Below are 20,826 nucleotides of genomic sequence, written 5' to 3'. Positions count from 1 at the left end.
CTGAAATTTGAAATCATTTGATGGCCTCTTTTGGAGCCTATTTATTTAAGGGCTTTCTTTTTTTTAATGTTTGTTATTTATGAAGTTTTTGCTATGTTGCTGTAGCCTGACTCGTTGCCGAAGTAATCTAATGCTGTTATAACGAAATATATTTCTTGGTTTGAATCTTCACTCATTTCTGTTGTTGTGTTTTCTTTTCCGACGCTTTTTTTGTAGGAGTATGCAATGTATCCTGCCTGAATGCTTGTGCTTTCATATACCTTGTATTCTTTCAGGTCTTCTTCCGTGTTTGAATTCCACTGTAAGGTGATTATGTTTCCATTTCTTGCTGCTTTGAGCCCTGTTGGGGCTGAGGGAGGGCTTGAGTCATTCCTTATTGTTATTTGTCCTTGGCTTAATTCGCTTAATTTTGTTTTGTTGTTGTCTTCCAGCAAGTATAGTATTGCGCTTGTGGTGTAGGTTCCTTCTCTTGTGATTGTGAAGTTTTTGCCTGAATTGTCTTTTTCTTTTACTTCAATTCCTGCCTTTTCTTCTGGTTGGAGGTCTTTGTTTAGGCCGAATGAATATGTGTTTGTAATGCTTTCATTCCCCTTAAAGTTTATTTCCAGCAGGTATTTTCCTCCTGCAGTGGTTTTCTTACCTGAGTCATTGATTAGGTCTATTTCTATTGTGATTGCATTTCCCGGCTGTGCGTAAGGGCTTGAGTTAATTGAGTTTATTGAAAGAAGATAATTTTCTTCTCCTGCTTCAATGCATTTGCCTGTGCTTGGATTGCATTTTCCGCCAGTACAGCCGCATTTAATGCAGTTTTCAATTAATATTCCGTTTTCGCAGTAGAATGGCTTTTGCGCGCTGCATTCCTGGTTTTTTGTTTCATTGCAGCCTCTTGCCTTTGAAATTGAAATGATTGTTTTCTGTGTTTTTTGTTCCCCTGAATTGTTTGTCAGGACTGCCTTTAATTCAAATATTCCTTCCTGGCTTATCTTTTCTTTTATTTCTATGCCGCATTCTTTTTGCCCGCAAAGAATTTCTTTTTTTGTTGCTGTTGATTCATAGTTTATTTTTTTTATTCCTTTTTCTTCTCTTGCTTCAATTTTTACCGTAAATTCTTCTCCCGCCAGTGCATTTTTTTGGGCTGTCAGCCTGAAGTAGTCTTCTACTGTTGCTGTATTAATTGCTGTTTCAGGGCCTTTCTGTTTTATGCTAAATACAATTGCTCCCGCAATTATTATTCCAACTAAAACTATTGCAATGAAAATTTTTGCGCTCATTTTTTTTCTTTCACTTCTTGTTTGTTTGTATTATAGAGAAAGTGCTTGTTGTTGCAGTGAAATTGAAGTCTTTGAATTCAAAGGAATTTATTGCCTGCTTTAAGGTTGCTTTCATTTCAATTCTCACCTGCTTGTTTCCCCTGTGCTCTGCAGTTATTCCCTTATCATAGGCATTAATGCTGAACCAGTTGATTGTTACTGGCTCAATTGAATTGCATTGGCTTGCCCCTGCAAGGCATTTCATTTCAACATTAAAGTCTTGGCTTGGGTCAAAGTGGTGGCTTATGCTTACTATTGCCTGGTTTAGGTCTCCTGAGCATTTTTGTATGCAGGCGCTTGAATTAAAGTCTATTTTTATGTAAGGATTCGGGTTCAGTGAGTCAAAGGCTTCCTGCGGGCATCCTGTTCCTCCATTGAAGTCTGGGAAGTGGCATTCAATTCTGTTGTAGTCTTCTATTGGCTCTTTTATTATTATATTCAAGTCTATTCTTTGGAGGCTGTTCACATTGAATTGGGTGCTGCATGAATTGTTTATTGGAGAACCTTCAAATCCTGCTTGGTTCAAGTCTATTACCTTGAATGAAAGGCACGCAGGCCCCAACATGAAAGCCAGTTCGTTTGTGTCTTGGCTTCCCCATGCTGCATTCCTTACAGTTTCTGCTTGAATTTTTATGCCATCATAATTCCTGCTGTAGTTCTGGTCTTCTGCGAATACCTTGAATGTGTTTATTACGTCAAAGAATCCGTCTCTTGTGCCTTTTCTTGCAGGAAGGTCTATTACAGCCTTAAAGCTGTTTTCATCCAACTCATAACTGAATGGGATTAAGGACTGCCTGAATGCTTTTGCGCTTCCTGTCCTGTAATAATCTATTATGTCAGAGTAAAGGTTTTCAAATTTGTTGTTCACTGCCTTTACTCCAGAGATTTCTGCTGCTATTCCTTCAGATGAATTCTTCTGCTGGTTTGCAAAGTTGATCAAGTCAATTAAAGCTAATGCTATAATGAAAATCATTACAGTGAACAATACTCCTTTCTCTTTCATTTAAATTTTCTCCTTTCTTAAATTTGAAATCATTTCTGCCACACCCAGTAGTCTAACACATAATAATAAATTTTCGGCCTGAGATAACAATTAATTGAGTCAATGTTGTGCAGAGGGCATTCCCTTATTGCCTTGTCCTCGTTTATTTTGGCGCATATTATTCCTTCAGAGGCAACGTTCACTGAAGGCCAGTAAACATAGAATTGATTGCAGTCCAAATTTTTTGCCCCGCACAATGGAATTACATTCAATGGAGAGGGCGGCGCAAGAAGGCTTCCTGTACTGCAATTGCTGTCCTGCCCTACATAAAAATTAACTATTGTTGCCCCCGTATTCAAATCTCCAATATTTGCTGCATTTACATCCAAGTACAATTCGTTCTCTCCTGCGATTTCTCCTCTTATAATGTCGATTGAGAGGTCCCTGCTCTTTAATGGCAGGGTTTTGGTTGAATTCAGGTCCCAGGGAACATTCTGTGTGTTCCCGTTCTCGTCAATATAAGAGAAGTATGATCCCGGCCCAGGGAAGGTTATTGCTGTGTCCTCGCAAGCGAAATTGGTGTTACAGTCAAACCTTACAGTATAATGGCCTGCCCACGGGCTGTTCGGTCCAATGTTTCCTGCAGTGAAAATTAAGTTTCCATCAACAATTTGGGCGTTCTGGTCTACTGAAATGATTGAGCCTTCGTTTTCAACAAATACTGTTGCAGCGCTAGCCTGCTCCTGTATCTTTAATGCAATCATATTATAGATGTCCCTGAGGGCGTTTGCGTCTGAGGCAAAATAATAGTTTCCGTCAGTCAAATTCGCTATATTCCTCAATTCCGACTCGCTTGCGTCTGCTCCGTATCCTATTGTGTAAATTGTTATTCCTGCAGTGTTTGCATCCCTTGCAGCATCAGCTGAGTCTCCTTCAGTTGATTGGCCATCCGAAAGGAGAACCTGAAATTTTCTGGCCGAAGGGTTTGCCCTAATTGAAGTGAGCTCTGTTGTTGCATTCCTTATGCCTGACTCAATGTCTGTGCCTCCGCCTGCCACAAGGCCATTAATTACTCCATGCAATGTATTCTTGTTTGCGTCATCCAAGTGCCTTAGCTGGCTGTTTAATGTTGCTGAAGTATTAAAGGAGGAAATGCCTAATTGGTCTCTTGGCTTCCATTCATTGAAGTCAATGAATGAATTGGCTGAAGTCTTTGTTGAATCCATTTTTGTCCCGTTAATTAAATCCAAGGTAATCAATCCCATATTTGTAGCTAAATAAGCGAAATTCCCGCTCACTCTCACATCATAGAAAGCATAAGGCGTAGGAATATTCCTGAGCAGTGAAGGAGCAGCAGGATTGCTTACATCAATTATTTGCAGTCCACCCGTATTGTCTGCAACATAAGCATTTGTGTCCACTATGTCAATCCCATAAGCAGTGCCTGGCGTATTATAAGTCCCTGAAATTGTAGGGGAGGAAGGATTGCTTACATTTATTACCCTCAAGCCAGCACTTCCGTCTGCCACATAAGCGTAATTCCCTTGCAATACAATGTCCTGTGCATTGCTTGTTCCAACACTTCCCTGTGAGGTTGGATTGCTTTTATTCGTAATATTCACTATTCTCAGCCCGCTTGTTCCGTCTGCCACGTACGCGTAATTTCCGCTCACTGCAACCTGATATGATGTTCCTGGAGTATTATAGTTGCCTGTCTGTGAAGGATTTGCAGGGTTACTTACATTCACTACTTGCAGTCCGCTGCCACCATCCGCAAGATAAGCATAACTATTATCGTATGCAACCCCATAAGCTGTCCCTGGACTGTTATAGCTTCCGGTGCTGCTCGGCGAAGCAGGATTGCTTACATTCACTATTCTTAATCCCCACCACCCGTCTGCCATATAAGCATAAATTCCATTCTTGTCCACATTGTATGCTGTTCCAGGCGTATTATATGTTCCAACAAGGTTTGGTAGCAATGGGTTAAGCACATTAATGTCTCTTAATCCTGCCCACCCGTCTGCAAAGTAAACATAGCTTCCATCTATATCCAATCCTTGCGCATTAGTTGTGCTTACTCTTCCATTCCAGCTCATTGAACCGCTCCTGTCTATTACAAGCATCATGTCTACTGCTTTCCTTACATTTGAAGGCACGCTTATACTCAAGTTAACATCAATGTTTTGGTCGCATTCAATGAAGTTGCTCGGGTTCACATTCACATCAAATGTTAGATTTAGGTCTTGCGGGGACTGGAAGTATAAAATCAATGGTTTGTTTAGGTTGCTGAAGTATTTTTGTAAATAGGAATTCCATTTCTTTGTTGCAGGAATTGCCGGAATTACTGCAGGGCTTAATTGGACGCTTGTATTGCAGTCTGCTGGAGGCTGTTTTTTTACGTAAATCTTTCTTCCGTGAATCAATTCCTTGTTTGCTGGTATTGCAGTCCCTGAACTTACTGTGAGGGTGTTTGCGTCAGGAAAGCAGTCAGAAAAATTTTTTGTGCTCCTGCAAGTGCTGCTTGTGATTGCAGTGTACTGTTTTATGCTTACATTCATGTCAAGGTTTGATGGAAGAAGGCTTTGGGCTTTTGCGTGAATCTGGTTTGCTGAGTCAAGGTAGTTTGCGTCAATCTGTGTTAGAATGAATCCTGTGCTGTCCATTGCCTGGAAGCTTTCATGGCTCAACTGCATTAACTGGGTTTTTGAAAGGTTTGTGCTTGGATTGCTGAAGGCAACACTTTTTGCTGTAATTATCAGCCCTAAGAAAAGGATTAATGCTAATACTACATCTAATGTGAATGCAAAGCCCTTGCTTCCATTACCTGATCTTGTACACTTTGAATGTAACAATTGCTTCACTTCCATTGTAGTTAACCACCCTTCTTGCAGCCACAATGTCTGCATCAACAGAAGGATTGCATCCTGCGTTCAGGTCATTTGTTACGTTATGCAGGTTGAAAAAATAATCAAAGAGCCCTAAATTCATTATTTCCTTTGATTTACTGTAATTAGAATTAATTTCTGTATTGCAGTCAATCAACCCCATAAAATAATTCACTTTGCTTTCGCTCAACTGCCCCTGCCTTGCAAGCAACCCGAACTGTTCTACACTATTCAAGCTGATTTCATTCCAGTTTTCTGGAAGGCCCTTTGTTTTTACTAAGGCTTCTGTTGCTGTAAATGCTTTCTGTTGCAGTTCATCCATTGTCTGGCCTTTTGTTATTCCCATAAGGTCCCTGTCATATGAATCCAAAAGGAATGTTGAGATTATGGTGAATACTGTTATCGCGAAAATCAAGTCAAGCATTATGCTCTGGCCTTTTCTGTTCAGCATTTTTTTCACTCAAATTTTTTCATTCACTTACACATTGCTCAAGCTTATATTTCCATCAATTGCAACAGCCTGAATTTCTCCTTTAGTGTAAGAGCCTGGGCTTTCTGCAGTGCCCACAAAATAGCAGTATGTTCCATTCACGTCCACAATGTTTCCTGTTACACTGAAATCCTTGTAGGCAGTAAAATTCACTGTTGTCTTCTTTGAGTTTGTTGCAATTGCTGAAAGGGTTAAGGAAATTCTTTTGCATTCGTTTTCTTTTCCTGCCTGCTCTTTGTACAAGTCTCTTATTGCATTTCTTTCGCTTACGCTCACCACCATTAGCACGAAAATGAATGCCACAATAAATAATGCAACCAGTAATTCAACTGAAATCTGTCCTCTCCTCATTTTCTCTTCCTTTCCCCTTGGCTGTAATTATGCAGTGCTTATGACAATGTTTGCGTCAACCATTTCAACCTTTAATGCCTGCAGGCCTTGTGTTGTCGGAAGGCTCACTGGCGTAATGTCTGCTTTTGTGAAGGTGTATATGTCGCTTACTCCTCCCAGCATTTGCACTTTCACTGTAATGCTCTTGTTTGTTGCTATTACAGACTGCACCCCACCAGGCAGTTCTGCTTCAACGTATAATTTTGTTCCTGGGCCCCAGGCGCTAGCCTGGTCTGCTGCATTTGCTAATTGCTGGACGTAATTCTGTGCCTTGCTTGAATTCAGGGAGTCATTGTAGATTACAAGAGAGTAAACGAAAAGTATTCCTACAATTATGAGCAGCAGCACTGTAAGGAACAAGTACTCCAGTGCAACCTGTCCTTTTGCCTTCATTTCTCCTGCACCTTAAATTAGAATAAGCCTTCCTCATAAAAATTTATTGTTTTTGAATTCTAAAATTGGATTTCTTGCTTTAATTCAGGAATAATTATTTTGGTTTCTTTGAGGCTCTTGTGCACTGCATCTTTTATTTCGGGTATCTTCTCTTTCTCTCCGTGCACCAGCACAAGGAATTCAGGCCCGATTTTTTGGATATAATCCCTCAATCCATTATGGTCTGCGTGGCCTGAGAACTTCACTGCCTTTACCTCGCAGTTGATTTTGGTCTTCCTTCCATTCAATTTTATCTGCTTTGCTCCGTCGCTTAATTTCCTTCCATTTGTTCCCTGCGCTTGGTATCCTACAATTATGAGCTTGTTTTTCGGGTTCCTTGAAATCTTCCTCAAATAAGAAATTGAAGGCCCTCCTGAAAGCATTCCTGATGTTGCAATTATCACGCAGTTCCTTGCCTTCATTACGTCTCCCTTATTTTTTTTCTTTGGAGTCTTGAAGTATTTGCTTTTGAAAGGATCATCGTCTGCCCTCAGAATCCTGTTCGGTATTTCTGGCCTCATGTAAATGACATTATGCCTGTAAATCCTTGTCGCCTTCTTTATCATTCCGTCCACGAATACATTCAATGCAGGCAGGTAATTGCTTCTGATGTAGTTTTCCAAAGAGAACAAGATTTCCTGGCCTCTTCCAACTGCAAAGACTGGTATGAGTACCTTCCCTTTCTTTTTCATTGTCTCCTTTATTTCGTCTGCCAGCAACTTGCTTGAATTCTTTAGTGAAGGAAGAAGGTCGTTCTTTCCTGCGTAAGTGCTTTCTGTTATTAGAACATCAATTTTTTCTTCCGGCATTTCTGCTTCTTTCAGGAGCCTGCTTTCTCTTGTATTGATGTCTCCAGTGAAGAGAACATTCTTTCCTTCAATTTTGATTAGTGCTTGGGCGCTCCCGAGAATGTGGCCGGCCTCATAGAACTTCAACTTTACTTCTGGCAGTATTTCTTTTTCCTCTTTGTATTCCATTAATTCAATCAATTTCATTGTATTGTTTACATCTTTTTCTGAGTAAATGTCTTTCTTGTTTAATTTAGCCAGCTTCACTGAATCACTTAAGAGCAAATGCATGATGTCCCTTGAAGGCTTTGTAATGTAAATTTTCCCTTCAAAACCATTCTTCACTATAAAAGGGATGAATGCAGTATGATCAATGTGCGCGTGCGTTACAATTATTCCTTCAATTTGTTTCATTAATTCTATTGGAAGCAACGGCAACCTTTCCTCTTCTTTTTCTGGGCCTAATTTTATTCCTGCGTCAACCAGGATTTTTCTCCCCTTTGATTCAATTAGGGAGCAACTCCTTCCTACCTCGCTTGCCCCGCCAAAGAAGGTTATCTTCATGATTATTCAGTTAATAAAATGAAGGCAAAGTAATTAAAAGCGAAAACAAAAAACTCGTTATGTTTAAATCTTTGATTGAGCCTAATTTTTGTATGGCGCTTGAAGTGGATAAAAAGCCCAAGTCTATTGCAGAGCAGCAGATCTGGTCCAAGATAGGGGAATTAGAAGAAAAAAAAGAGAATTCCCCAGAAAATGAGGCAGGAGAAATTGAAAGGCAGATTTCCTCCTTAAAAGAAAAATTGCTTGAGCTTTCAACGCCCTTGTTTTCTGCAAGGGAATGCATTGACTTCAAGGCAGAACTAGAGGAAAAGCATAAGCAATTGGGCTCCTTGCAGGAAAAATATGACAGGCTTAGAATTGCTTTTGGATCCTTAGGAAAAGACGCAGAGAAAACACAGGAAGAAAAGGAATTAAAGTTCAAGCTCTACATGCATTTACTGCAGCGTTACTCTGAGCTCATTAACGGCTTTGAGCGCAAGACTATTGGTGAAATAAAGGCCTTGGTTAATGCTGACGATCTTACAATACAGTCCATTGCATTGGACTTAAAGCCTGAAGACTATGAGTTTGAAAAGCATTACCTTAAGGCCGCAGAGGAAGCCTATAATTTCGTCTGCAAGGAAATAAATTTTGTTGAATCAGGTTTGGATGTGAATTACTGGCTTTTGCCAAAAGAGATCCTTTCCCTCAAGATTGCTGATGCAGAAGACCTTGCAGTATTTTTGTGCTCTCTCCTGCTTGCCTTGGGCGACGACAAGGCTTCAGTCATTGTAGTAGAATTAGAGGATAACAGCACTCACGCTTTTGTTTTCACTGAATTCAAGAAGAAAGCCATTTTATTGGACCCAAGCCAGAAAAAGCTTTTCACTGAGTTCTACGGCGAGAGAGCTGAATTAATCCAAAGATATTCCTTCAACGGCGTAAAGATTGCAAGATTCCTCTACAAATTCAATTCCTCTTCCTACGAGCAATTCATTGAACAAGAAGAAATGCAGGTTTGAAAACGCAAAATTATTTAATCTGTTGCTGTCTTTTAGTCTATGGCGTAATTTTTATGGCTTTACTGGGAAACTCAAAAATAAGGGTTGCAGTCAATGGCTTTGGGAGAATTGGAAGAATGGCTTTGAGGGCAGGCCTATTGAACAGGAGAATAGAATTCGTTGCAATTAATGACTTAACAGACACAAAGACTTTGGCTCATTTGCTGAAGTATGATTCAGTTCATGGCATCTGGCCTTATGAAGTGAAGGCAACCTCGAATTCAATTATTACTGCAGGAAAGGAAATTAAATGCTTTTCAGAGAAAAGCCCTTCAGCTCTTCCGTGGAAAGACCTTCAAGTAGACCTTGTAATAGAAAGCACTGGGCAGTTCTCAAAAAAAGCTGATGCCTCGCAGCACTTGAGCGCAGGAGCAAAAAAAGTATTAATTACTGCCCCATGCGATGACTCCGACATCACAATTGTTTTGGGCGTGAACGACAAAGAATTAAAGAGAGATCATAAAATAATTTCAATGGCTTCTTGTACCACCAACTGCCTTGCGCCCATTGCAATGGTGTTAGACCAAAACTTCTCAGTAAAGGCAGCAATGATGAATACTATTCATTCTTACACCAACGACCAGAGAATTTTAGACCTGCCCCACAAGGACTTGAGGAGGGCAAGGGCAGCAGCACTGAATATTATTCCTACCACTACAGGCGCAACAAGGGCTGCAGCAGCAGTGTGGCCTTCACTTAAAGGAAAAATGGACGGAGTGTCAATCAGGGTTCCAACACCCAATGTTTCCCTCACAGACTTTGTTTGCCTTACAGAAAAAAGCACTTCAAGAGAGGAAGTCAATTCAGCAATAAAAAAGGCCTCTGAATCCAGCCTTAAAGGCATTGTGCAGTATTCTGAAGAGCCTTTGGTTTCAAGCGACATCATTGGAAACCCTTTTTCCGCGGTTTTTGATTCTTTGAGCACTCAGGTAGTGCAAGGCAATTTGATTAGAACCCTTTCCTGGTATGATAATGAATGGGGCTACAGCTCAAGGCTCATTGACCTAATGCAAAAAATAGAATTTTAATTTTGAAAGGAGAATTTTTTATGGGAAAAAAACCAAAGCATTCCAAAAGCAATAAAGCAAATTTAGTGAATCCTATTGGGGGTAAGCCTGTAAGAGAAATTTTCAGGAAAAAATTATCCAGAAAAGAAAGAATTGCCTTAATTAAAAAAAATTTTGGAAGAAAATTTTATTGAAAAATGAATTTTATGGCACTTAAATCAATTTCTAAAGTTAATGTAAAAAACAAGACCTTATTGCTTAGGGTTGACTTGAACTCCAATGTGGTGAAGGGAAAAATCCAGCTTGCTGAAAGGATCAGGGCTCACGCCAAAACAATTAAGTTTCTTTCAAAAAAAGGGGCAAAGATTGTTGTTCTCTCGCACCAGGGGAGAAAAGGAGAAAGCGATTTTGTTTCCTTGCAGCAGCACGCAAAAGCCCTCTCAAGGCTTGTTGGAAAGAAAATTTCATTTTTGGATTGGAATTCAGATTACTTGAACGCAATTTCCTCCTTAAAAAAAGGTCAAATATTGCTCTTGGGGAATACTCGCTTCCTTGAATTTGAGACAGAGGAAAAAAGCCCTGAAGAGCACTCCAAAAACCCGATAATAAAGCAATTGGCTTCAAAGGCAGACTATTATGTTTTGGACTCTTTAAGTGTTGCCCACAGAAGCCATGCTACAGTAGTAGGCTTCATTCCATTGCTTTCCTCTTTTGTGGGGCCAGTGCTCGAAGAAGAACTCCTTAACTTAAATAAGGCTTTATCTCTTGAAGTTCACCCAAAGCTTTTAGTGTTGGGTGGAGTGAAATTGTCTGACTCAATTGGAATAATTTCTTTTTTCTTGTCCAAAGGAAAAGCAGACAAAGTATTAGCAGGTGGCGCTTTAGGTGAATTGTTCCTGAAGGCTTCAAGCTATGATTTGGGGGGAAAAGAAAAGTTTTTCAGGGACAATAATTTGAATGCATTGATTCCAAAAGCAAAAGAAATTCTCTCTTCTTTCAGGCCAAAAATTCTGATGCCTTCAGATATTGCATTGGATGTATTGGGCTCAAGGAAAGAGCTTTCAGTGCACGACCTTCCCTCAAAGTATTGGTGCAAGGACATAGGCCAAAAAACAATTATTGAATTCAGCAAGGAAATAAAGGAGGCAAAACTGATTGTGTTTAATGGCCCAATGGGGGTCTTTGAGGAAAAGAATTTCTTTCAGGGCACTAAAGCTGTCCTTCAGTCAATTGCTTCCTCCAAGGCTTTCTCTTTCCTCGGCGGCGGAGACACCATTACAGCAATAGAGAAACTCAAATTAAACAAGAAAAAATATTCTTACATTTCCCTCAGCGGAAAGGCTTCCCTGGATTTCCTGAGCGGAAAAGAGCTGCCTGCACTGAAGGTACTGCAATCCTAAAACAAAAAATTTTTAATGATTTCCTTTGATTTTAGAATTAGGCTTAAGGGGTTGAATTGAGATGGACAATTTCAGGAAAGGAATATTTTTTGCCTTAATTACTGCCCTGGTTAGCGGGATTTCAATCTTCATTAATTCTTTTGCCGTCCAGTCTTTCAACGAGTCTCTTTTCACGACCTTAAAGAATTTGGTTGTGGTTGTATTCCTTTTTTCCTTAATTTTAATTTTAGGAGAATTCAGGCATCTAAAATTCCTGAAAGCAAGGAACTGGCTGCAGTTGGCTTTCATTGGATTGATTGGGGGAAGCATTCCCTTTCTCTTGTTTTTTAATGCCTTGAGCCATACGCCTGCAGTTAATGCAGGCTTTATCCACAAGCTCATGTTCCTCTTTGTTGCAGTTCTGGCAGTCATATTTCTGAAAGAGAAATTGAACAGGAAAGTTTTTGCTGGTTCAGTGCTTTTAGTTTTTGCAGTAACCCTCCTGTTCGGAATTAATGTCCAGGCATTTAATTCCTTTGACTTAATGATACTTACAGCTACAGCGCTCTGGGCTGCAGAGAATGTTTACTCAAAGCATTTGCTCAAGGAAATCCAGCCTAAAATCCTTGCCTTCGGCAGAATGTTCTTCGGTTCAGTCTTCCTGCTCTTATTCCTTGCATTCACAGGCAAACTGGCTTTAATTAATTCTCTTACCTCAATTCATTTCCTCTGGCTCTTAATTACCTCTCTCTTCCTGTTCGCTTATGTCCTCTTCTGGTATTCTTCATTACAAAAAATTCCTGTCTCGCTTGCCACAAGCATTCTATTGCTCGGCCTGCCTGTTACAGCCCTCTTAAATTCTCTTTTCACTGGAAAAGCAATCTTTCCAGTGCCCTTCATTGCTTATGCTGTTCTCGCAATAGGGCTTTATTTGCTCATAAATTGCGGGGAAAAAGAGTTTTTCCTTAAGCCAAAAACTGTTGGAGTGAAAAAATGGCTAAAATGAGTGGCTTGGAGCTTTTTGCGCGCTTTGCTTTAATGCCTAACAAGCTGAATTTATGCGGCCCAAAAGACTTCCACCAGAAATTTTATGATTTTATTGCAGGAAGGCACAAGGATGAATCTGAGATAAGGTATGGAATAAGGCAGTTTGAGGTTGCCTTCCCTTACCTTAAGCTTATAGCACAAAAGAATTATGTTGAAGACCTCATTGATTTTTCTGTTGTTGAAGCCTATTTTATAGGCAATTCTCTCTTGAATAAATGCAATGGCTCTGACATAAGGAAGCTTATTCAAGAAAATTTTGCTGGGTGGTACAAGCTCAGCCCTGAGATTGCGCAGAAGATTGCTTTAGGTGTTCCTAACAGCGCGGTACCGCATCATTCCTTTCATGTGCTGAATATTGCGGCAATGACTGAATTAAGTAAAGCCACAGTTGATTTCATGGACAAGGACAGGGTGTGCTGGGGCACATTAAAAGAGTTCTCTGATGAAAGCGCTTTAATTGAATTCAGGCCTATTGTTTCTTTGAATAAGAAATTGTTTTTAGGCCCTTTAATTGAAAAAGAAATTGAATTCCACAAGGAATTCTTTCCTAAAACAAAGATTGGAGCAACAATTGCCTTCCACTGGGATTTTGCTGTATTAGAGCTCTCAAGGGACCAGCAGAAAAGCCTTTCATTTTACACGCAGCAGGCATTAGATTTCGCGAACAAAGAGAGGAAATAGATAGTAATTGTTTAAAGCACGCCAAATTCTTTTTTCATTTCCTCTGTTGTTAATATCTTTACTCTTGTTTGTGTTTTAAAGCCTTTGTCATTGCTCCAAATAATTGTGTCCTCTTCTAAAGCACAGGCAAGGTAAAGCCAGTCTTTGGCGTCCTTGGAAAGGAATGCAGCTGCCGGCAGGAAAGGTTTCAGTTGATGGTCTGGAATAAAACGAACTTGCGAGACCAGTTTCTCTAAAAGCACTATGAATTCTTCTTTTGGCCCATTAAATTTTTTTTGCAGGAACGCCCAGTACTTCTGGAGTTCTATTAAGAGAAATTTGGGGGCATACAATTCTATTTCAGGCACAAACCATATTTTTCTTGTTATGCCTTTTCTCAGCAGGGCAGAGAAAAGAATATTGGCATCAACTGTTACTTTCATTCAGGAGCCTCTTTGCGTGCCTTGCAAAATTTTTGGCTGTTTTTCCTGAAAGCATTTCAACGTCTTTCTCTGTCAGGCTGCTTTTTTTGGCCAGACCTTCAGCTACAGCAAAATCCTGCAGTTTTCTCTCAATAATTGCCCTGATTACATTGGACCACCGCACCTCTGGGTGTTCCTTCATCTTGCGCCTTGTTTCTTCCATAATAGATATAGTGACATTAGCCATAAATTAACACATACAAATTATGTGTGCATAAATATTTAAAATTAATGCCTTTTCTTCTTTTTTCCCACAATTACATTTAACGCTTTCTGTGTTTCTTTTTCTTCTTCCTTGCTAAGCACTTCAATTATGTTCTGCTCTTTCACAAGGACAAAATCGCCTTTTTTTGCTTTGGCTATATTGAAGGCTTTTGCTTTTATGCCATTGAACTCGATTACTGCCTTTCCTTCATTCTCTTCTGTTTCTATTACTTTGCAGGGCAGGCTCAGGCACATTTTTCTTTACCTTGCTTTTGTTCTTTCAGTTATCTGCTGGTATAATCCAACGAAAACAAACAGGAATATTACGGCCAAAAAAGTGTTTATTATTATGTTTATTAGGTTCAAGGCAAGGTTTCCTTTCAGGACAAAGTTTGCTGCAACAAAGATGAATGCAATAATGGCAATTATTATCCCGTAAATCAGAATTACCCCGAAAATAGAGAACACATGTGGCCTTGTGATTTCATAAGACTCATTTATTGATTCAATGATTGAGTCCTTTTTATGCAGGAATACCTGCGGTGCCATGCTGTACCTGATTGAATTGTACACTACAATAATCAGGTAGGGTATGAATAATATCATGGCGCAGAACAGCAAAAGCAAGCCGAAAATATTGATTACAGGCACAACTGAGAGTATTGCGCCTAAAATGAACAAGCCTAAAATTATGGCAAAAAACCAGAGGAAGTATTTGTTCTTCAATGAAAATAATGCGTAAAAGAATGCAATTATTTCAAGCGCAATCAATTTAATATATTTCATTACAGAGAAGGGCTTTGGCTCCATTCCCTTCAATTCTAATGCCCTTACATTCAAGAGCGCAGAAAAGAATCCTTCAATCAGCCCTATTACTATTACCGCAGCAATAATTGCGAGTGCAGCCGCTGCCAATTCCCTTATCCTTTCGTATGCATTGGCCTGCCCCGCGCTCATGCCTAAATCTTTTGTTAAATAGGTAATTGAAAGAGACATTGCAACTGAAAGGACAAGAATTACTGCAATGTAGAGGATGCTTTTCCTGTCTTTAGCCCAGTCAAATCCGCCTGAAAGGATTCTTTCGTAATCCATTTTTTCTGCCCCACAAATCTTACATTGAAACCCCTTAATAAATTTTCGCTGGAAGTAATTGATTTATAAAATTTTTCAGGCTAAATTATTCAGTCGGCTTATTGGATTGGGATTTATGGAAGACAAGGCTTTCCCTTCATTCAATGAAAAACTGTGCTGTTACTGCAGTGCCTGCGTTGGCGTCTGCCCTTCAATGGCAATCGAATTAAAGGAAACAAAGATCCTGATGGACCAAAAAAAATGTATTAAATGCTATTCCTGCGTCCGAATTTGTCCAGTAGGGGCATGGAGAGAAAAATAATTGGTGGAATAATGCGCGGAGTAAAAAATTCTTATGATGTAATTGTTGTCGGCGGTGGCCCAGGAGGCCTTGCTACAGCAGCAAAATGCGCTGAATTAGGTTTAAGTACAATACTCTTTGAAAAAGATCAAGAAATAGGAGAGCCTGTAAGATGTGGTGAAGGATTAGGCGCAGGATGGTTTCAGAGGCTTGACCTTCAGCCGGACCCTTGCTGGGCTGTCCAGCCAATTACAGGGGCAGCACTATATTCTCCTTCGGGAAAGAGACTGGTATTGGATTTCAAGAAGACTTCAGGTTATGTTCTTGAAAGAAAAATATTCGAGAAATTCTTGGCCAGAGAGGCAGCAAGGAAGGGAGCAAAGATTTACTGCAAGAGCACTGTAACAGACTTAATTAAGGAAAAAGAATTTGTGAAAGGAGTTAAAGTTCAGCACTTTCAAGAAGAAATTGAAGTTAGAGCAAACATTGTTGTTGCAGCTGACGGTTTTGAATCCAAGATTGCGAGAATGGCTGGAATGCAGACAACCCAAACCTTATATCATGTTGACTCAGGCTTTGAGTATGAAATGGCTGGAATTGATTTCGGCGAAGAAAATTTGATTCACTTGTTCTTCGGAAATAAAATCGCGAGTCGCGGTTATCTTTGGATCTTCCCGAAAGGAAAGGATTACGCTAATGTAGGAATTGGAATTGGGGCAAATACTCAAGAAACTGCAAAATATTACTTGGACGCATGGATTGATTCAATGCCCGGGCTAAAAAAGGGTTCAATAATTCAGGTCATGGCCGGAGGCATTCCTGTTGGAGGATTTTTGGAACATCACGCAGTAAACGGTTTGATTGTTGTAGGGGATGCAGCCCATCAGGTTAACCCAATTCATGGAGGCGGAATGGGCCTTGCAATAGAGGCTGGAAGGCTTGCAGCAGAAGTAATAAAGAAGGCTCATGAAGCAAAAGACTTTAGTCAGAACTTCTTGTTTCAGTTTGACCCCTTATGGTATGAAAAGAGAGGCAATCAATTGAAGTCAATTTTAAAGAGAAGGAAAATGTTTGAGGCTTTAAGTGATAACGATTTTGAGACTCTTGCTTCTTCCATGAGCGGGGAGGATGTACTCAAATTGGCTGAAGGCGACCTAATGCAGAGCATTGCCATTGCCACAAAAAAGCTTATAATGCACCCGGGCCTGCTGAAAATAATCCTCAAGTATTTAAAAGAAAAATAAAAAAAGCAAATTAATATTCAATCTCATTCAATGATTACTTGTGCTTTTGCTGTTGTTGTTCCGTCTGAGTTGTCCGTTACTGTAAGTGTTGCATTAAATGTTCCTGTTGTACTGCATGCAATGAAGGAGTAATTTACTGCGTCGGGCATTCCCTTGCCTTGCACTACAATGCTTGGCTCATCAACAAAACAGTCTTGGCTGTCTGCACTCCATTCAATGCTTTTTATTACGCCGTTAGGGTTGTCGCTTCCCTTTCCTGTTAATTGAATCCACTTGTTTACCCCTCCAGTGTAAGGGCCTCCAGCTTCTGCTGTTGGAAGGACATTTAATTCTTCTGCTGGCGTTACTGCCTGACCGCTCGGCTGAGTGCAGCCAAAAAGTGCGATTAATATGATTAAAAGCAGTCCCACTAAAATTGCTTTGTTCATTTGTTTTTTTTCCCCTTTTAAATTATAACAAAAACAATTAATTGATATTTAATTATTGTGTACGCACGATATATTTAATTATTATGTTTTTCACTCCAAGTATTATTGTAAGGTTGTTTTATGCAGTTGATTAATCTTTCCCTGGCTTTTCTTGTAGAAGAATTAAGGCCTTTCCTAGAAGGCTCTTTCGTGAACAAAGTGCAGGAACTGGATAAAGACAAGTTCAAGTTCAAGCTGCATTCAAGGCAGGGAGCAAAAAACTTGATTGTGACGCCAGAAATCTTCTTTCTTTCTGAATTTAAGTTAGATGCAAAAAAGCTTACTTCAGGCTTTGGCGCTTTCTTGAGGAAAAGGCTTGAGGGAAAAAAGATTATTTCAGTTAAGCAGAAAGAGTTTGACAGGGTGGCGGAATTAGAGTTTGATTCCTTTTATCTTGTAATTGAATTGTTTGCTAAAGGGAACATTATTCTTACAGACAAGAATTATTTGATTGACGGCGCACTAAAAAAAGAGGAGTGGAAGGACAGGAAAATAGAGAAGGGCCTTCAGTACAAATTCCCCCAGAGCTCCAAATTGAATCCCCAAAGTGTTTCCTTCAAGGAATTCATGGGTGAAGCAGCAAAATACGAGAAAACCTTAGTGTATTTCCTGATGGAGAGATTCAAGATTGCCCCAATTGTTGCAGAGGAGATAATATTTCAGTGCTCTCAGGACAAAAAAATGGCGCCTTCAAAGCTCTCAGAAAAAGAATCAAAGAAGGTTTTTGAGGCAATGCATTCAATCCATTCAATTGAATTAAAGAAATTAAAGCCTGTCAAGGCAGTGAAAGAGAAAGAGGAATTTCTTCTTCCCTTCCCTTTCAGGAGCATTGCAGGCCAGATTGAATTAAGCCAGGGCCTGAACGGGTTTTTGGACGAATATTTTGCCCCCAAAATCTTGGGGACAGAAGAAAAAAATGAATTAAAGGAAAGCGCTGAAGAAAGCCATAAAATCAAGGCATTAGAGTATTCCTTAAACAATCAATTGAGCGCATTAAAAGGCCTTGAAAGTGAAGCAGAGCAGAATAAACTGAAGGCAGAACTCATTTATTTGAATGAAAGCATCTTGAAGAATCTTCTTTCAATAATTGCTGCTGCTACTACTACTTCTCCTATTGCTCTAGCTGATTCCGAAAACCAAAAGCAACTTATGTATAAGCTTAATCTTTTCCTTCAGTCTAATGCGCCTGAATTGAAAGTCGTAGAATTAACCAAAAACAAGCTGGTGTTAGAGAAAAAAGATTAAAGAATTACAAAAAGAAAATTATCGATATTTAGATGTTAATTCTTTTCAGCTGGATTTTGCTTTATTCCCCTGACATTCCTGCTAGTTCTCTTTCGTCTACAATGAATACATCGCTTACTGCTGTTACTGCCGTGTAAGGAATATTTAGAATTCTTTCTTTTGCCCCAATTCTTCTCACTGCCTTGCTGTCTCTGTCAACTTCAACCAGAAGATGTTCAATTTCTCCTGTTACCTCGTTCACTAGAAGGTCTGTGAGCTTTCCTACTTCGTCGCCTCTATTGGTAATAACCCTTTTTGTAGCCAATTGCCTTGCAACAGTGTATTTGTACATTTTTATTTCACCTTTAAAATTTTTTATTTTTCCACAAATGCTAAATTATTATATTTATAAAAGTCGTTTTCCTTTATAAATGTTACTATTTTTAGGGCTTATACATTACGCTTTCCTGCTTATAGTGCCATTCCAAAGAATTTTCATTTTGCCTGAAAGCCATTTCACTCCATCTACATAAGTCTCTTAAGAATAAAAACCCTTCTAAAAGCGCAGGGCACGGAATACAAAAAATTGGTTATGTATATTGCTTTTTTTTCTTTATTTTTTCTTTTTAATTCTCTCATAATGCAAAATTGTTCGCTTTTCAACGAATTTTTTTTGAGGCATATCTTTTTTAATCTCTAATGCCCTTATTTTTTCATGGTGTTTAAATGGCAAAAAAAGATGAAGGCTTAGGCCGTTCAAAGGGCAGGGGCTTCTGGTCTGTGCAGAAGATCTTCATGTTATTCCTTTTAATTTTTGGCTTTATTGTAGGGGTTTATGTTGCCCACCAGTTCATTGAGCCTTCTTTTAACAAGCAGGTGACTTCAGGCCTTGCTGTCTGCGAGGCCAAAAAGGCAGTGCAGGACAATGAAATAAATTCTCTTTTCTCCTGCCTTGAATCCAATAACATTGACCCACAAAAGTGTGAGTGAATGGAACAAAAAATATCTTTGGAGCAGGCCGCAAAGCTTGTAATTGAGTACGAGAAAGGCTGGCAGATTCCTAAAGAAAGACTGGATGAAGCCGAAAGAATGCTTTTGCATTATCACACTAAAGCACGAAAAGAATTCAATTTTTCACAAGAGAAAATGGAGAAGGCAATTCCTTTCGGGGTTACCGTAAATTTTTTTGGGGTTATAGAAAATTTATTTGGTGCAGGATATCTAAAGCCTAAAACCTTTGATATGAGAGAAATAAAGGAAATGGAGAGAATTAGAAACAAATTCGCTGAGTTTGCCAAAACCTCTCATCAGACAACAGACCGCAAATTCAAGGATTTCTGCAATGGATTAATTGAAAAGCCCTTGTTTGAGGCAATGGCTTCAACGCAAAAGTTTAAGTCAGATTTAATGAATGTGCCCAGGATTAGAAATCAGTTCTTGAGGTTAGAGAAAGAATTGGGCCCTGCAAGCAGGCTTCCAGGCAGACAAAAAGCAACAATTGAAAAATACTTGAAGCATTCCATAAGAAATTAAACCAAAAACCTAAAAGAAGAATTTGATTTATTTTTCTTCATTTACTTTTCCTTCGGGTTTTTTTTCTTTGAAGATTTGGCACTGGAATTTTAGGACCTTACAGTCTTTGTCTTTCCATGAGTTTTCTGGAAGCCAAGCCTTCATGCAGGTGTGGGCCAAAAATTCTTCTGCCCTGCAGTCCAGTTCAGGCCACACTTGGGGCAAAAGAAGGCCTGAATTATTTCCTTTTCTTACTATTAGGCCGTCAGTCCCTTTCCTTAAACTTCCTGCAATTTTCCCTTTCTCTTCTTTTATTTCTTCCGGCTGAGTCAGAATTGATAGTTCGACAATAATTGAGTTTAATTCTTTTGCTTCTAATGGATGAAACCTGGGGTCGGAAAAGGCAGCACTTACAGCGCTTTCAATTACTGCATTCCATAAAGGCATTACAGGGAAAGGGAATCCAATGCAGCCCCTCAGCTCCATTGAAGGAAAAGAGTGAATTGTGGTGAAAAGGCCTCTTTTTTCCCTGAATTCTTCTGGCGCCTGGTCTTTCAGCGCGCTTCCTGTATGCAAATAGTACGCAATGGACTTTCTGGCTAACTTCACCAATTGTTCCCCTTGCTTCAAAGAGTATTTCTGCGGCATTATAATTTCTCCATTGGGCAAGGGGAGAGAGTTGGATTTTTTATCCGCGCCCTTGCCCATAAATTAATGCCCTAAAAAGAAATTAAATTGTTTGCATTTCAGGGTTTGATTTAACAAAAAGAATAAATAGAAATGGGCGTTAAGTACATAGGAAGGTGATTTTTGATGGTTGAACTTATTTTGATGACAACAATGTTGCCGCAGGAATACAAAATTGTTAAAAATTTTGGTATTGTTACTGGGGTTACCTGCAGGACAAGAGGCATGGGCGGAAAATTTATTGCTGGCTTTGAATCCATGATTGGAGGGGAGGTAACTGCTTTTACTTCTGAAATGGAGAAGGCAAGGTTTCAGGCAATTGACAGGATGAAGGAAAAGGCTTTGGCTCTCGGGGCAAATGCTGTTGTAGGCGTTGACGTTGAAACAAGCGAGGTCTACCAGGGGATAGTCCTTATCTCTGCGACAGGGACAGCACTGCAAATAGCAGAGAGAACCAAATAATTCAGGTGAATTTTGTGATTTTTCTTTCGTTTCTTCCTGGTTTCTTTTTTTTGTTGCTTGTTATTATTGTAGTGATAATTGCCGTAATTTTATATTTGATTTATCTGTACCTTAAAAGCCAGAAAGGCGAGCAAAAATTAGAAATAAAAATGAAGGAAAAAGGAACCAAAAATTATTAAGATAATTAAATTGTTT

Annotated in this window: 26 protein-coding genes; 12 read left to right on the top strand and 14 right to left on the bottom strand. The window is 39.4% G+C overall.

The features are described 5' to 3' along the window. Positions 1 to 77: 77 nt before the first annotated feature. Genes AB1467_04565 through AB1467_04535 form a run of 7 tightly spaced genes read right to left on the bottom strand, consistent with a single transcriptional unit; the run spans position 78 to position 7,844 of the window. A complete protein-coding gene (locus tag AB1467_04565; GenBank protein MEW6295538.1) occupies positions 78 to 1,271 on the bottom strand; it encodes a hypothetical protein in 1,194 nt (397 codons plus the stop codon). Between the two features lie 10 nt (positions 1,272 to 1,281). Continuing rightward, positions 1,282 to 2,313, bottom strand: coding sequence for a hypothetical protein (locus AB1467_04560; protein ID MEW6295537.1), 1,032 nt, complete (start codon positions 2,311 to 2,313; stop codon positions 1,282 to 1,284). Positions 2,314 to 2,342: 29 nt separating this feature from the next. Next, entirely contained in the window at positions 2,343 to 5,162 is a 2,820-nt protein-coding gene (locus AB1467_04555) for a VWA domain-containing protein (protein MEW6295536.1), read from the bottom strand. Further along, complete coding sequence (locus AB1467_04550) at positions 5,116 to 5,631, bottom strand: hypothetical protein (protein ID MEW6295535.1); 516 nt, start codon at positions 5,629 to 5,631, stop codon at positions 5,116 to 5,118. Before AB1467_04550 ends, AB1467_04555 begins: the two co-directional genes overlap by 47 nt. A gap of 27 nt (positions 5,632 to 5,658) precedes the next feature. Further along, entirely contained in the window at positions 5,659 to 6,021 is a 363-nt protein-coding gene (locus AB1467_04545; GenBank protein MEW6295534.1) for a hypothetical protein, read from the bottom strand. A 27-nt stretch (positions 6,022 to 6,048) separates the two neighbouring features. Beyond that, entirely contained in the window at positions 6,049 to 6,453 is a 405-nt protein-coding gene (locus AB1467_04540; GenBank protein MEW6295533.1) for a hypothetical protein, read from the bottom strand. Between the two features lie 59 nt (positions 6,454 to 6,512). Continuing rightward, entirely contained in the window at positions 6,513 to 7,844 is a 1,332-nt protein-coding gene (locus tag AB1467_04535; GenBank protein MEW6295532.1) for an MBL fold metallo-hydrolase, read from the bottom strand. A gap of 59 nt (positions 7,845 to 7,903) precedes the next feature. On the opposite strand from AB1467_04535, the gene AB1467_04530 reads away from it, so the two are divergent. The 6 genes from AB1467_04530 to AB1467_04505 all read left to right on the top strand — a co-directional run bounded on the left by AB1467_04530 (position 7,904) and on the right by AB1467_04505 (position 12,998). Further along, a complete protein-coding gene (locus AB1467_04530; GenBank protein MEW6295531.1) occupies positions 7,904 to 8,845 on the top strand; it encodes a hypothetical protein in 942 nt (313 codons plus the stop codon). A 53-nt stretch (positions 8,846 to 8,898) separates the two neighbouring features. Next, positions 8,899 to 9,912, top strand: coding sequence for a type I glyceraldehyde-3-phosphate dehydrogenase (gap, locus tag AB1467_04525; GenBank protein MEW6295530.1), 1,014 nt, complete (start codon positions 8,899 to 8,901; stop codon positions 9,910 to 9,912). Positions 9,913 to 9,932: 20 nt separating this feature from the next. Continuing rightward, on the top strand, positions 9,933 to 10,085 hold the full coding sequence (locus tag AB1467_04520; GenBank protein MEW6295529.1) for a hypothetical protein: 153 nt from the start codon (positions 9,933 to 9,935) through the stop codon (positions 10,083 to 10,085). A 3-nt stretch (positions 10,086 to 10,088) separates the two neighbouring features. Next, positions 10,089 to 11,291 (top strand): phosphoglycerate kinase, encoded by a 1,203-nt coding sequence (pgk, locus tag AB1467_04515; GenBank protein ID MEW6295528.1) that lies wholly within the window; start codon positions 10,089 to 10,091, stop codon positions 11,289 to 11,291. Positions 11,292 to 11,352: 61 nt separating this feature from the next. Continuing rightward, the gene (locus AB1467_04510) at positions 11,353 to 12,276 is read left to right on the top strand and encodes a DMT family transporter (protein ID MEW6295527.1); all 924 of its coding nucleotides are present in this window, start codon (positions 11,353 to 11,355) and stop codon (positions 12,274 to 12,276) included. After that, positions 12,264 to 12,998 (top strand): DUF6390 family protein, encoded by a 735-nt coding sequence (locus AB1467_04505; GenBank protein ID MEW6295526.1) that lies wholly within the window; start codon positions 12,264 to 12,266, stop codon positions 12,996 to 12,998. The genes AB1467_04510 and AB1467_04505 overlap by 13 nt, the downstream gene beginning before the upstream one ends. 11 nt (positions 12,999 to 13,009) lie before the next feature. Here the strand turns inward: AB1467_04505 and AB1467_04500 are convergent, their stop codons facing one another. From AB1467_04500 to AB1467_04485, 4 genes are all read right to left on the bottom strand, one after another. Beyond that, complete coding sequence (locus tag AB1467_04500) at positions 13,010 to 13,420, bottom strand: PIN domain-containing protein (GenBank protein MEW6295525.1); 411 nt, start codon at positions 13,418 to 13,420, stop codon at positions 13,010 to 13,012. Beyond that, complete coding sequence (locus AB1467_04495; protein MEW6295524.1) at positions 13,404 to 13,622, bottom strand: hypothetical protein; 219 nt, start codon at positions 13,620 to 13,622, stop codon at positions 13,404 to 13,406. Before AB1467_04495 ends, AB1467_04500 begins: the two co-directional genes overlap by 17 nt. Before the next feature lie 65 nt (positions 13,623 to 13,687). Further along, the gene (locus AB1467_04490; GenBank protein ID MEW6295523.1) at positions 13,688 to 13,918 is read right to left on the bottom strand and encodes a HypC/HybG/HupF family hydrogenase formation chaperone; all 231 of its coding nucleotides are present in this window, start codon (positions 13,916 to 13,918) and stop codon (positions 13,688 to 13,690) included. Positions 13,919 to 13,924: 6 nt separating this feature from the next. Then, a complete protein-coding gene (locus AB1467_04485; GenBank protein ID MEW6295522.1) occupies positions 13,925 to 14,755 on the bottom strand; it encodes a hypothetical protein in 831 nt (276 codons plus the stop codon). Positions 14,756 to 14,870: 115 nt separating this feature from the next. Here AB1467_04485 and AB1467_04480 point away from each other — a divergent pair, with 115 nt between their 5' ends. Further along, a complete protein-coding gene (locus AB1467_04480; GenBank protein ID MEW6295521.1) occupies positions 14,871 to 15,056 on the top strand; it encodes a 4Fe-4S binding protein in 186 nt (61 codons plus the stop codon). An 11-nt stretch (positions 15,057 to 15,067) separates the two neighbouring features. Then, the gene (locus AB1467_04475) at positions 15,068 to 16,279 is read left to right on the top strand and encodes an NAD(P)/FAD-dependent oxidoreductase (protein MEW6295520.1); all 1,212 of its coding nucleotides are present in this window, start codon (positions 15,068 to 15,070) and stop codon (positions 16,277 to 16,279) included. A 23-nt stretch (positions 16,280 to 16,302) separates the two neighbouring features. On the opposite strand, the gene AB1467_04470 is transcribed toward AB1467_04475, so the two are convergent. Then, positions 16,303 to 16,707 carry a hypothetical protein gene (locus AB1467_04470; protein MEW6295519.1) on the bottom strand — a complete coding sequence of 135 codons (405 nt, stop codon included), beginning with the start codon at positions 16,705 to 16,707 and terminating at the stop codon, positions 16,303 to 16,305. 120 nt (positions 16,708 to 16,827) lie between these two features. Between AB1467_04470 and AB1467_04465 the strand changes: the two genes are divergently transcribed. Continuing rightward, positions 16,828 to 17,991 (top strand): NFACT family protein, encoded by a 1,164-nt coding sequence (locus tag AB1467_04465; protein ID MEW6295518.1) that lies wholly within the window; start codon positions 16,828 to 16,830, stop codon positions 17,989 to 17,991. A gap of 61 nt (positions 17,992 to 18,052) precedes the next feature. On the opposite strand, the gene AB1467_04460 is transcribed toward AB1467_04465, so the two are convergent. Next, positions 18,053 to 18,322: a PRC-barrel domain-containing protein gene (locus AB1467_04460; GenBank protein MEW6295517.1), complete on the bottom strand. Its 270-nt coding sequence runs from the start codon at positions 18,320 to 18,322 to the stop codon at positions 18,053 to 18,055. A gap of 374 nt (positions 18,323 to 18,696) precedes the next feature. Between AB1467_04460 and AB1467_04455 the strand changes: the two genes are divergently transcribed. Together AB1467_04455 and AB1467_04450 are read left to right on the top strand one after the other, a co-directional pair. After that, a complete protein-coding gene (locus AB1467_04455) occupies positions 18,697 to 18,960 on the top strand; it encodes a hypothetical protein (protein MEW6295516.1) in 264 nt (87 codons plus the stop codon). Further along, on the top strand, positions 18,961 to 19,503 hold the full coding sequence (locus AB1467_04450) for a hypothetical protein (GenBank protein MEW6295515.1): 543 nt from the start codon (positions 18,961 to 18,963) through the stop codon (positions 19,501 to 19,503). 27 nt (positions 19,504 to 19,530) lie between these two features. Here AB1467_04450 and AB1467_04445 read toward each other — a convergent pair whose 3' ends face one another. Continuing rightward, on the bottom strand, positions 19,531 to 20,130 hold the full coding sequence (locus AB1467_04445) for a TIGR00296 family protein (protein MEW6295514.1): 600 nt from the start codon (positions 20,128 to 20,130) through the stop codon (positions 19,531 to 19,533). A 165-nt stretch (positions 20,131 to 20,295) separates the two neighbouring features. On the opposite strand from AB1467_04445, the gene AB1467_04440 reads away from it, so the two are divergent. Then, positions 20,296 to 20,631: a YbjQ family protein gene (locus AB1467_04440; protein ID MEW6295513.1), complete on the top strand. Its 336-nt coding sequence runs from the start codon at positions 20,296 to 20,298 to the stop codon at positions 20,629 to 20,631. The last annotated feature ends 195 nt before the right edge of the window (positions 20,632 to 20,826 follow it).

Source organism: Candidatus Diapherotrites archaeon, from assembly GCA_040755695.1.
GTDB lineage: Archaea > Iainarchaeota > Iainarchaeia > Iainarchaeales > 1-14-0-10-31-34 > JBFMAK01.
This window is presented reverse-complemented; position numbering and strand designations above follow the sequence as displayed.

Coding starts and splice junctions, on each gene's coding strand:
- AB1467_04445 (MEW6295514.1), bottom strand. CDS start 20,130: ATGCCGCAGAAATACTCTTTGAAGCAAGGGGAACAATTGGTGAAGTTA.
- pgk (MEW6295528.1), top strand. CDS start 10,089: ATGAATTTTATGGCACTTAAATCAATTTCTAAAGTTAATGTAAAAAAC.
- AB1467_04545 (MEW6295534.1), bottom strand. CDS start 6,021: ATGAGGAGAGGACAGATTTCAGTTGAATTACTGGTTGCATTATTTATT.
- AB1467_04470 (MEW6295519.1), bottom strand. CDS start 16,707: ATGAACAAAGCAATTTTAGTGGGACTGCTTTTAATCATATTAATCGCA.
- AB1467_04480 (MEW6295521.1), top strand. CDS start 14,871: ATGGAAGACAAGGCTTTCCCTTCATTCAATGAAAAACTGTGCTGTTAC.
- AB1467_04450 (MEW6295515.1), top strand. CDS start 18,961: ATGGAACAAAAAATATCTTTGGAGCAGGCCGCAAAGCTTGTAATTGAG.
- AB1467_04555 (MEW6295536.1), bottom strand. CDS start 5,162: ATGGAAGTGAAGCAATTGTTACATTCAAAGTGTACAAGATCAGGTAAT.
- AB1467_04505 (MEW6295526.1), top strand. CDS start 12,264: ATGGCTAAAATGAGTGGCTTGGAGCTTTTTGCGCGCTTTGCTTTAATG.
- AB1467_04490 (MEW6295523.1), bottom strand. CDS start 13,918: ATGTGCCTGAGCCTGCCCTGCAAAGTAATAGAAACAGAAGAGAATGAA.
- AB1467_04485 (MEW6295522.1), bottom strand. CDS start 14,755: ATGGATTACGAAAGAATCCTTTCAGGCGGATTTGACTGGGCTAAAGAC.
- AB1467_04530 (MEW6295531.1), top strand. CDS start 7,904: ATGTTTAAATCTTTGATTGAGCCTAATTTTTGTATGGCGCTTGAAGTG.
- gap (MEW6295530.1), top strand. CDS start 8,899: ATGGCTTTACTGGGAAACTCAAAAATAAGGGTTGCAGTCAATGGCTTT.
- AB1467_04440 (MEW6295513.1), top strand. CDS start 20,296: ATGGTTGAACTTATTTTGATGACAACAATGTTGCCGCAGGAATACAAA.
- AB1467_04560 (MEW6295537.1), bottom strand. CDS start 2,313: ATGAAAGAGAAAGGAGTATTGTTCACTGTAATGATTTTCATTATAGCA.
- AB1467_04535 (MEW6295532.1), bottom strand. CDS start 7,844: ATGAAGATAACCTTCTTTGGCGGGGCAAGCGAGGTAGGAAGGAGTTGC.
- AB1467_04460 (MEW6295517.1), bottom strand. CDS start 18,322: ATGTACAAATACACTGTTGCAAGGCAATTGGCTACAAAAAGGGTTATT.
- AB1467_04500 (MEW6295525.1), bottom strand. CDS start 13,420: ATGAAAGTAACAGTTGATGCCAATATTCTTTTCTCTGCCCTGCTGAGA.
- AB1467_04520 (MEW6295529.1), top strand. CDS start 9,933: ATGGGAAAAAAACCAAAGCATTCCAAAAGCAATAAAGCAAATTTAGTG.
- AB1467_04550 (MEW6295535.1), bottom strand. CDS start 5,631: ATGCTGAACAGAAAAGGCCAGAGCATAATGCTTGACTTGATTTTCGCG.
- AB1467_04475 (MEW6295520.1), top strand. CDS start 15,068: ATGCGCGGAGTAAAAAATTCTTATGATGTAATTGTTGTCGGCGGTGGC.
- AB1467_04510 (MEW6295527.1), top strand. CDS start 11,353: ATGGACAATTTCAGGAAAGGAATATTTTTTGCCTTAATTACTGCCCTG.
- AB1467_04465 (MEW6295518.1), top strand. CDS start 16,828: ATGCAGTTGATTAATCTTTCCCTGGCTTTTCTTGTAGAAGAATTAAGG.
- AB1467_04495 (MEW6295524.1), bottom strand. CDS start 13,622: ATGGAAGAAACAAGGCGCAAGATGAAGGAACACCCAGAGGTGCGGTGG.
- AB1467_04565 (MEW6295538.1), bottom strand. CDS start 1,271: ATGAGCGCAAAAATTTTCATTGCAATAGTTTTAGTTGGAATAATAATT.
- AB1467_04455 (MEW6295516.1), top strand. CDS start 18,697: ATGGCAAAAAAAGATGAAGGCTTAGGCCGTTCAAAGGGCAGGGGCTTC.
- AB1467_04540 (MEW6295533.1), bottom strand. CDS start 6,453: ATGAAGGCAAAAGGACAGGTTGCACTGGAGTACTTGTTCCTTACAGTG.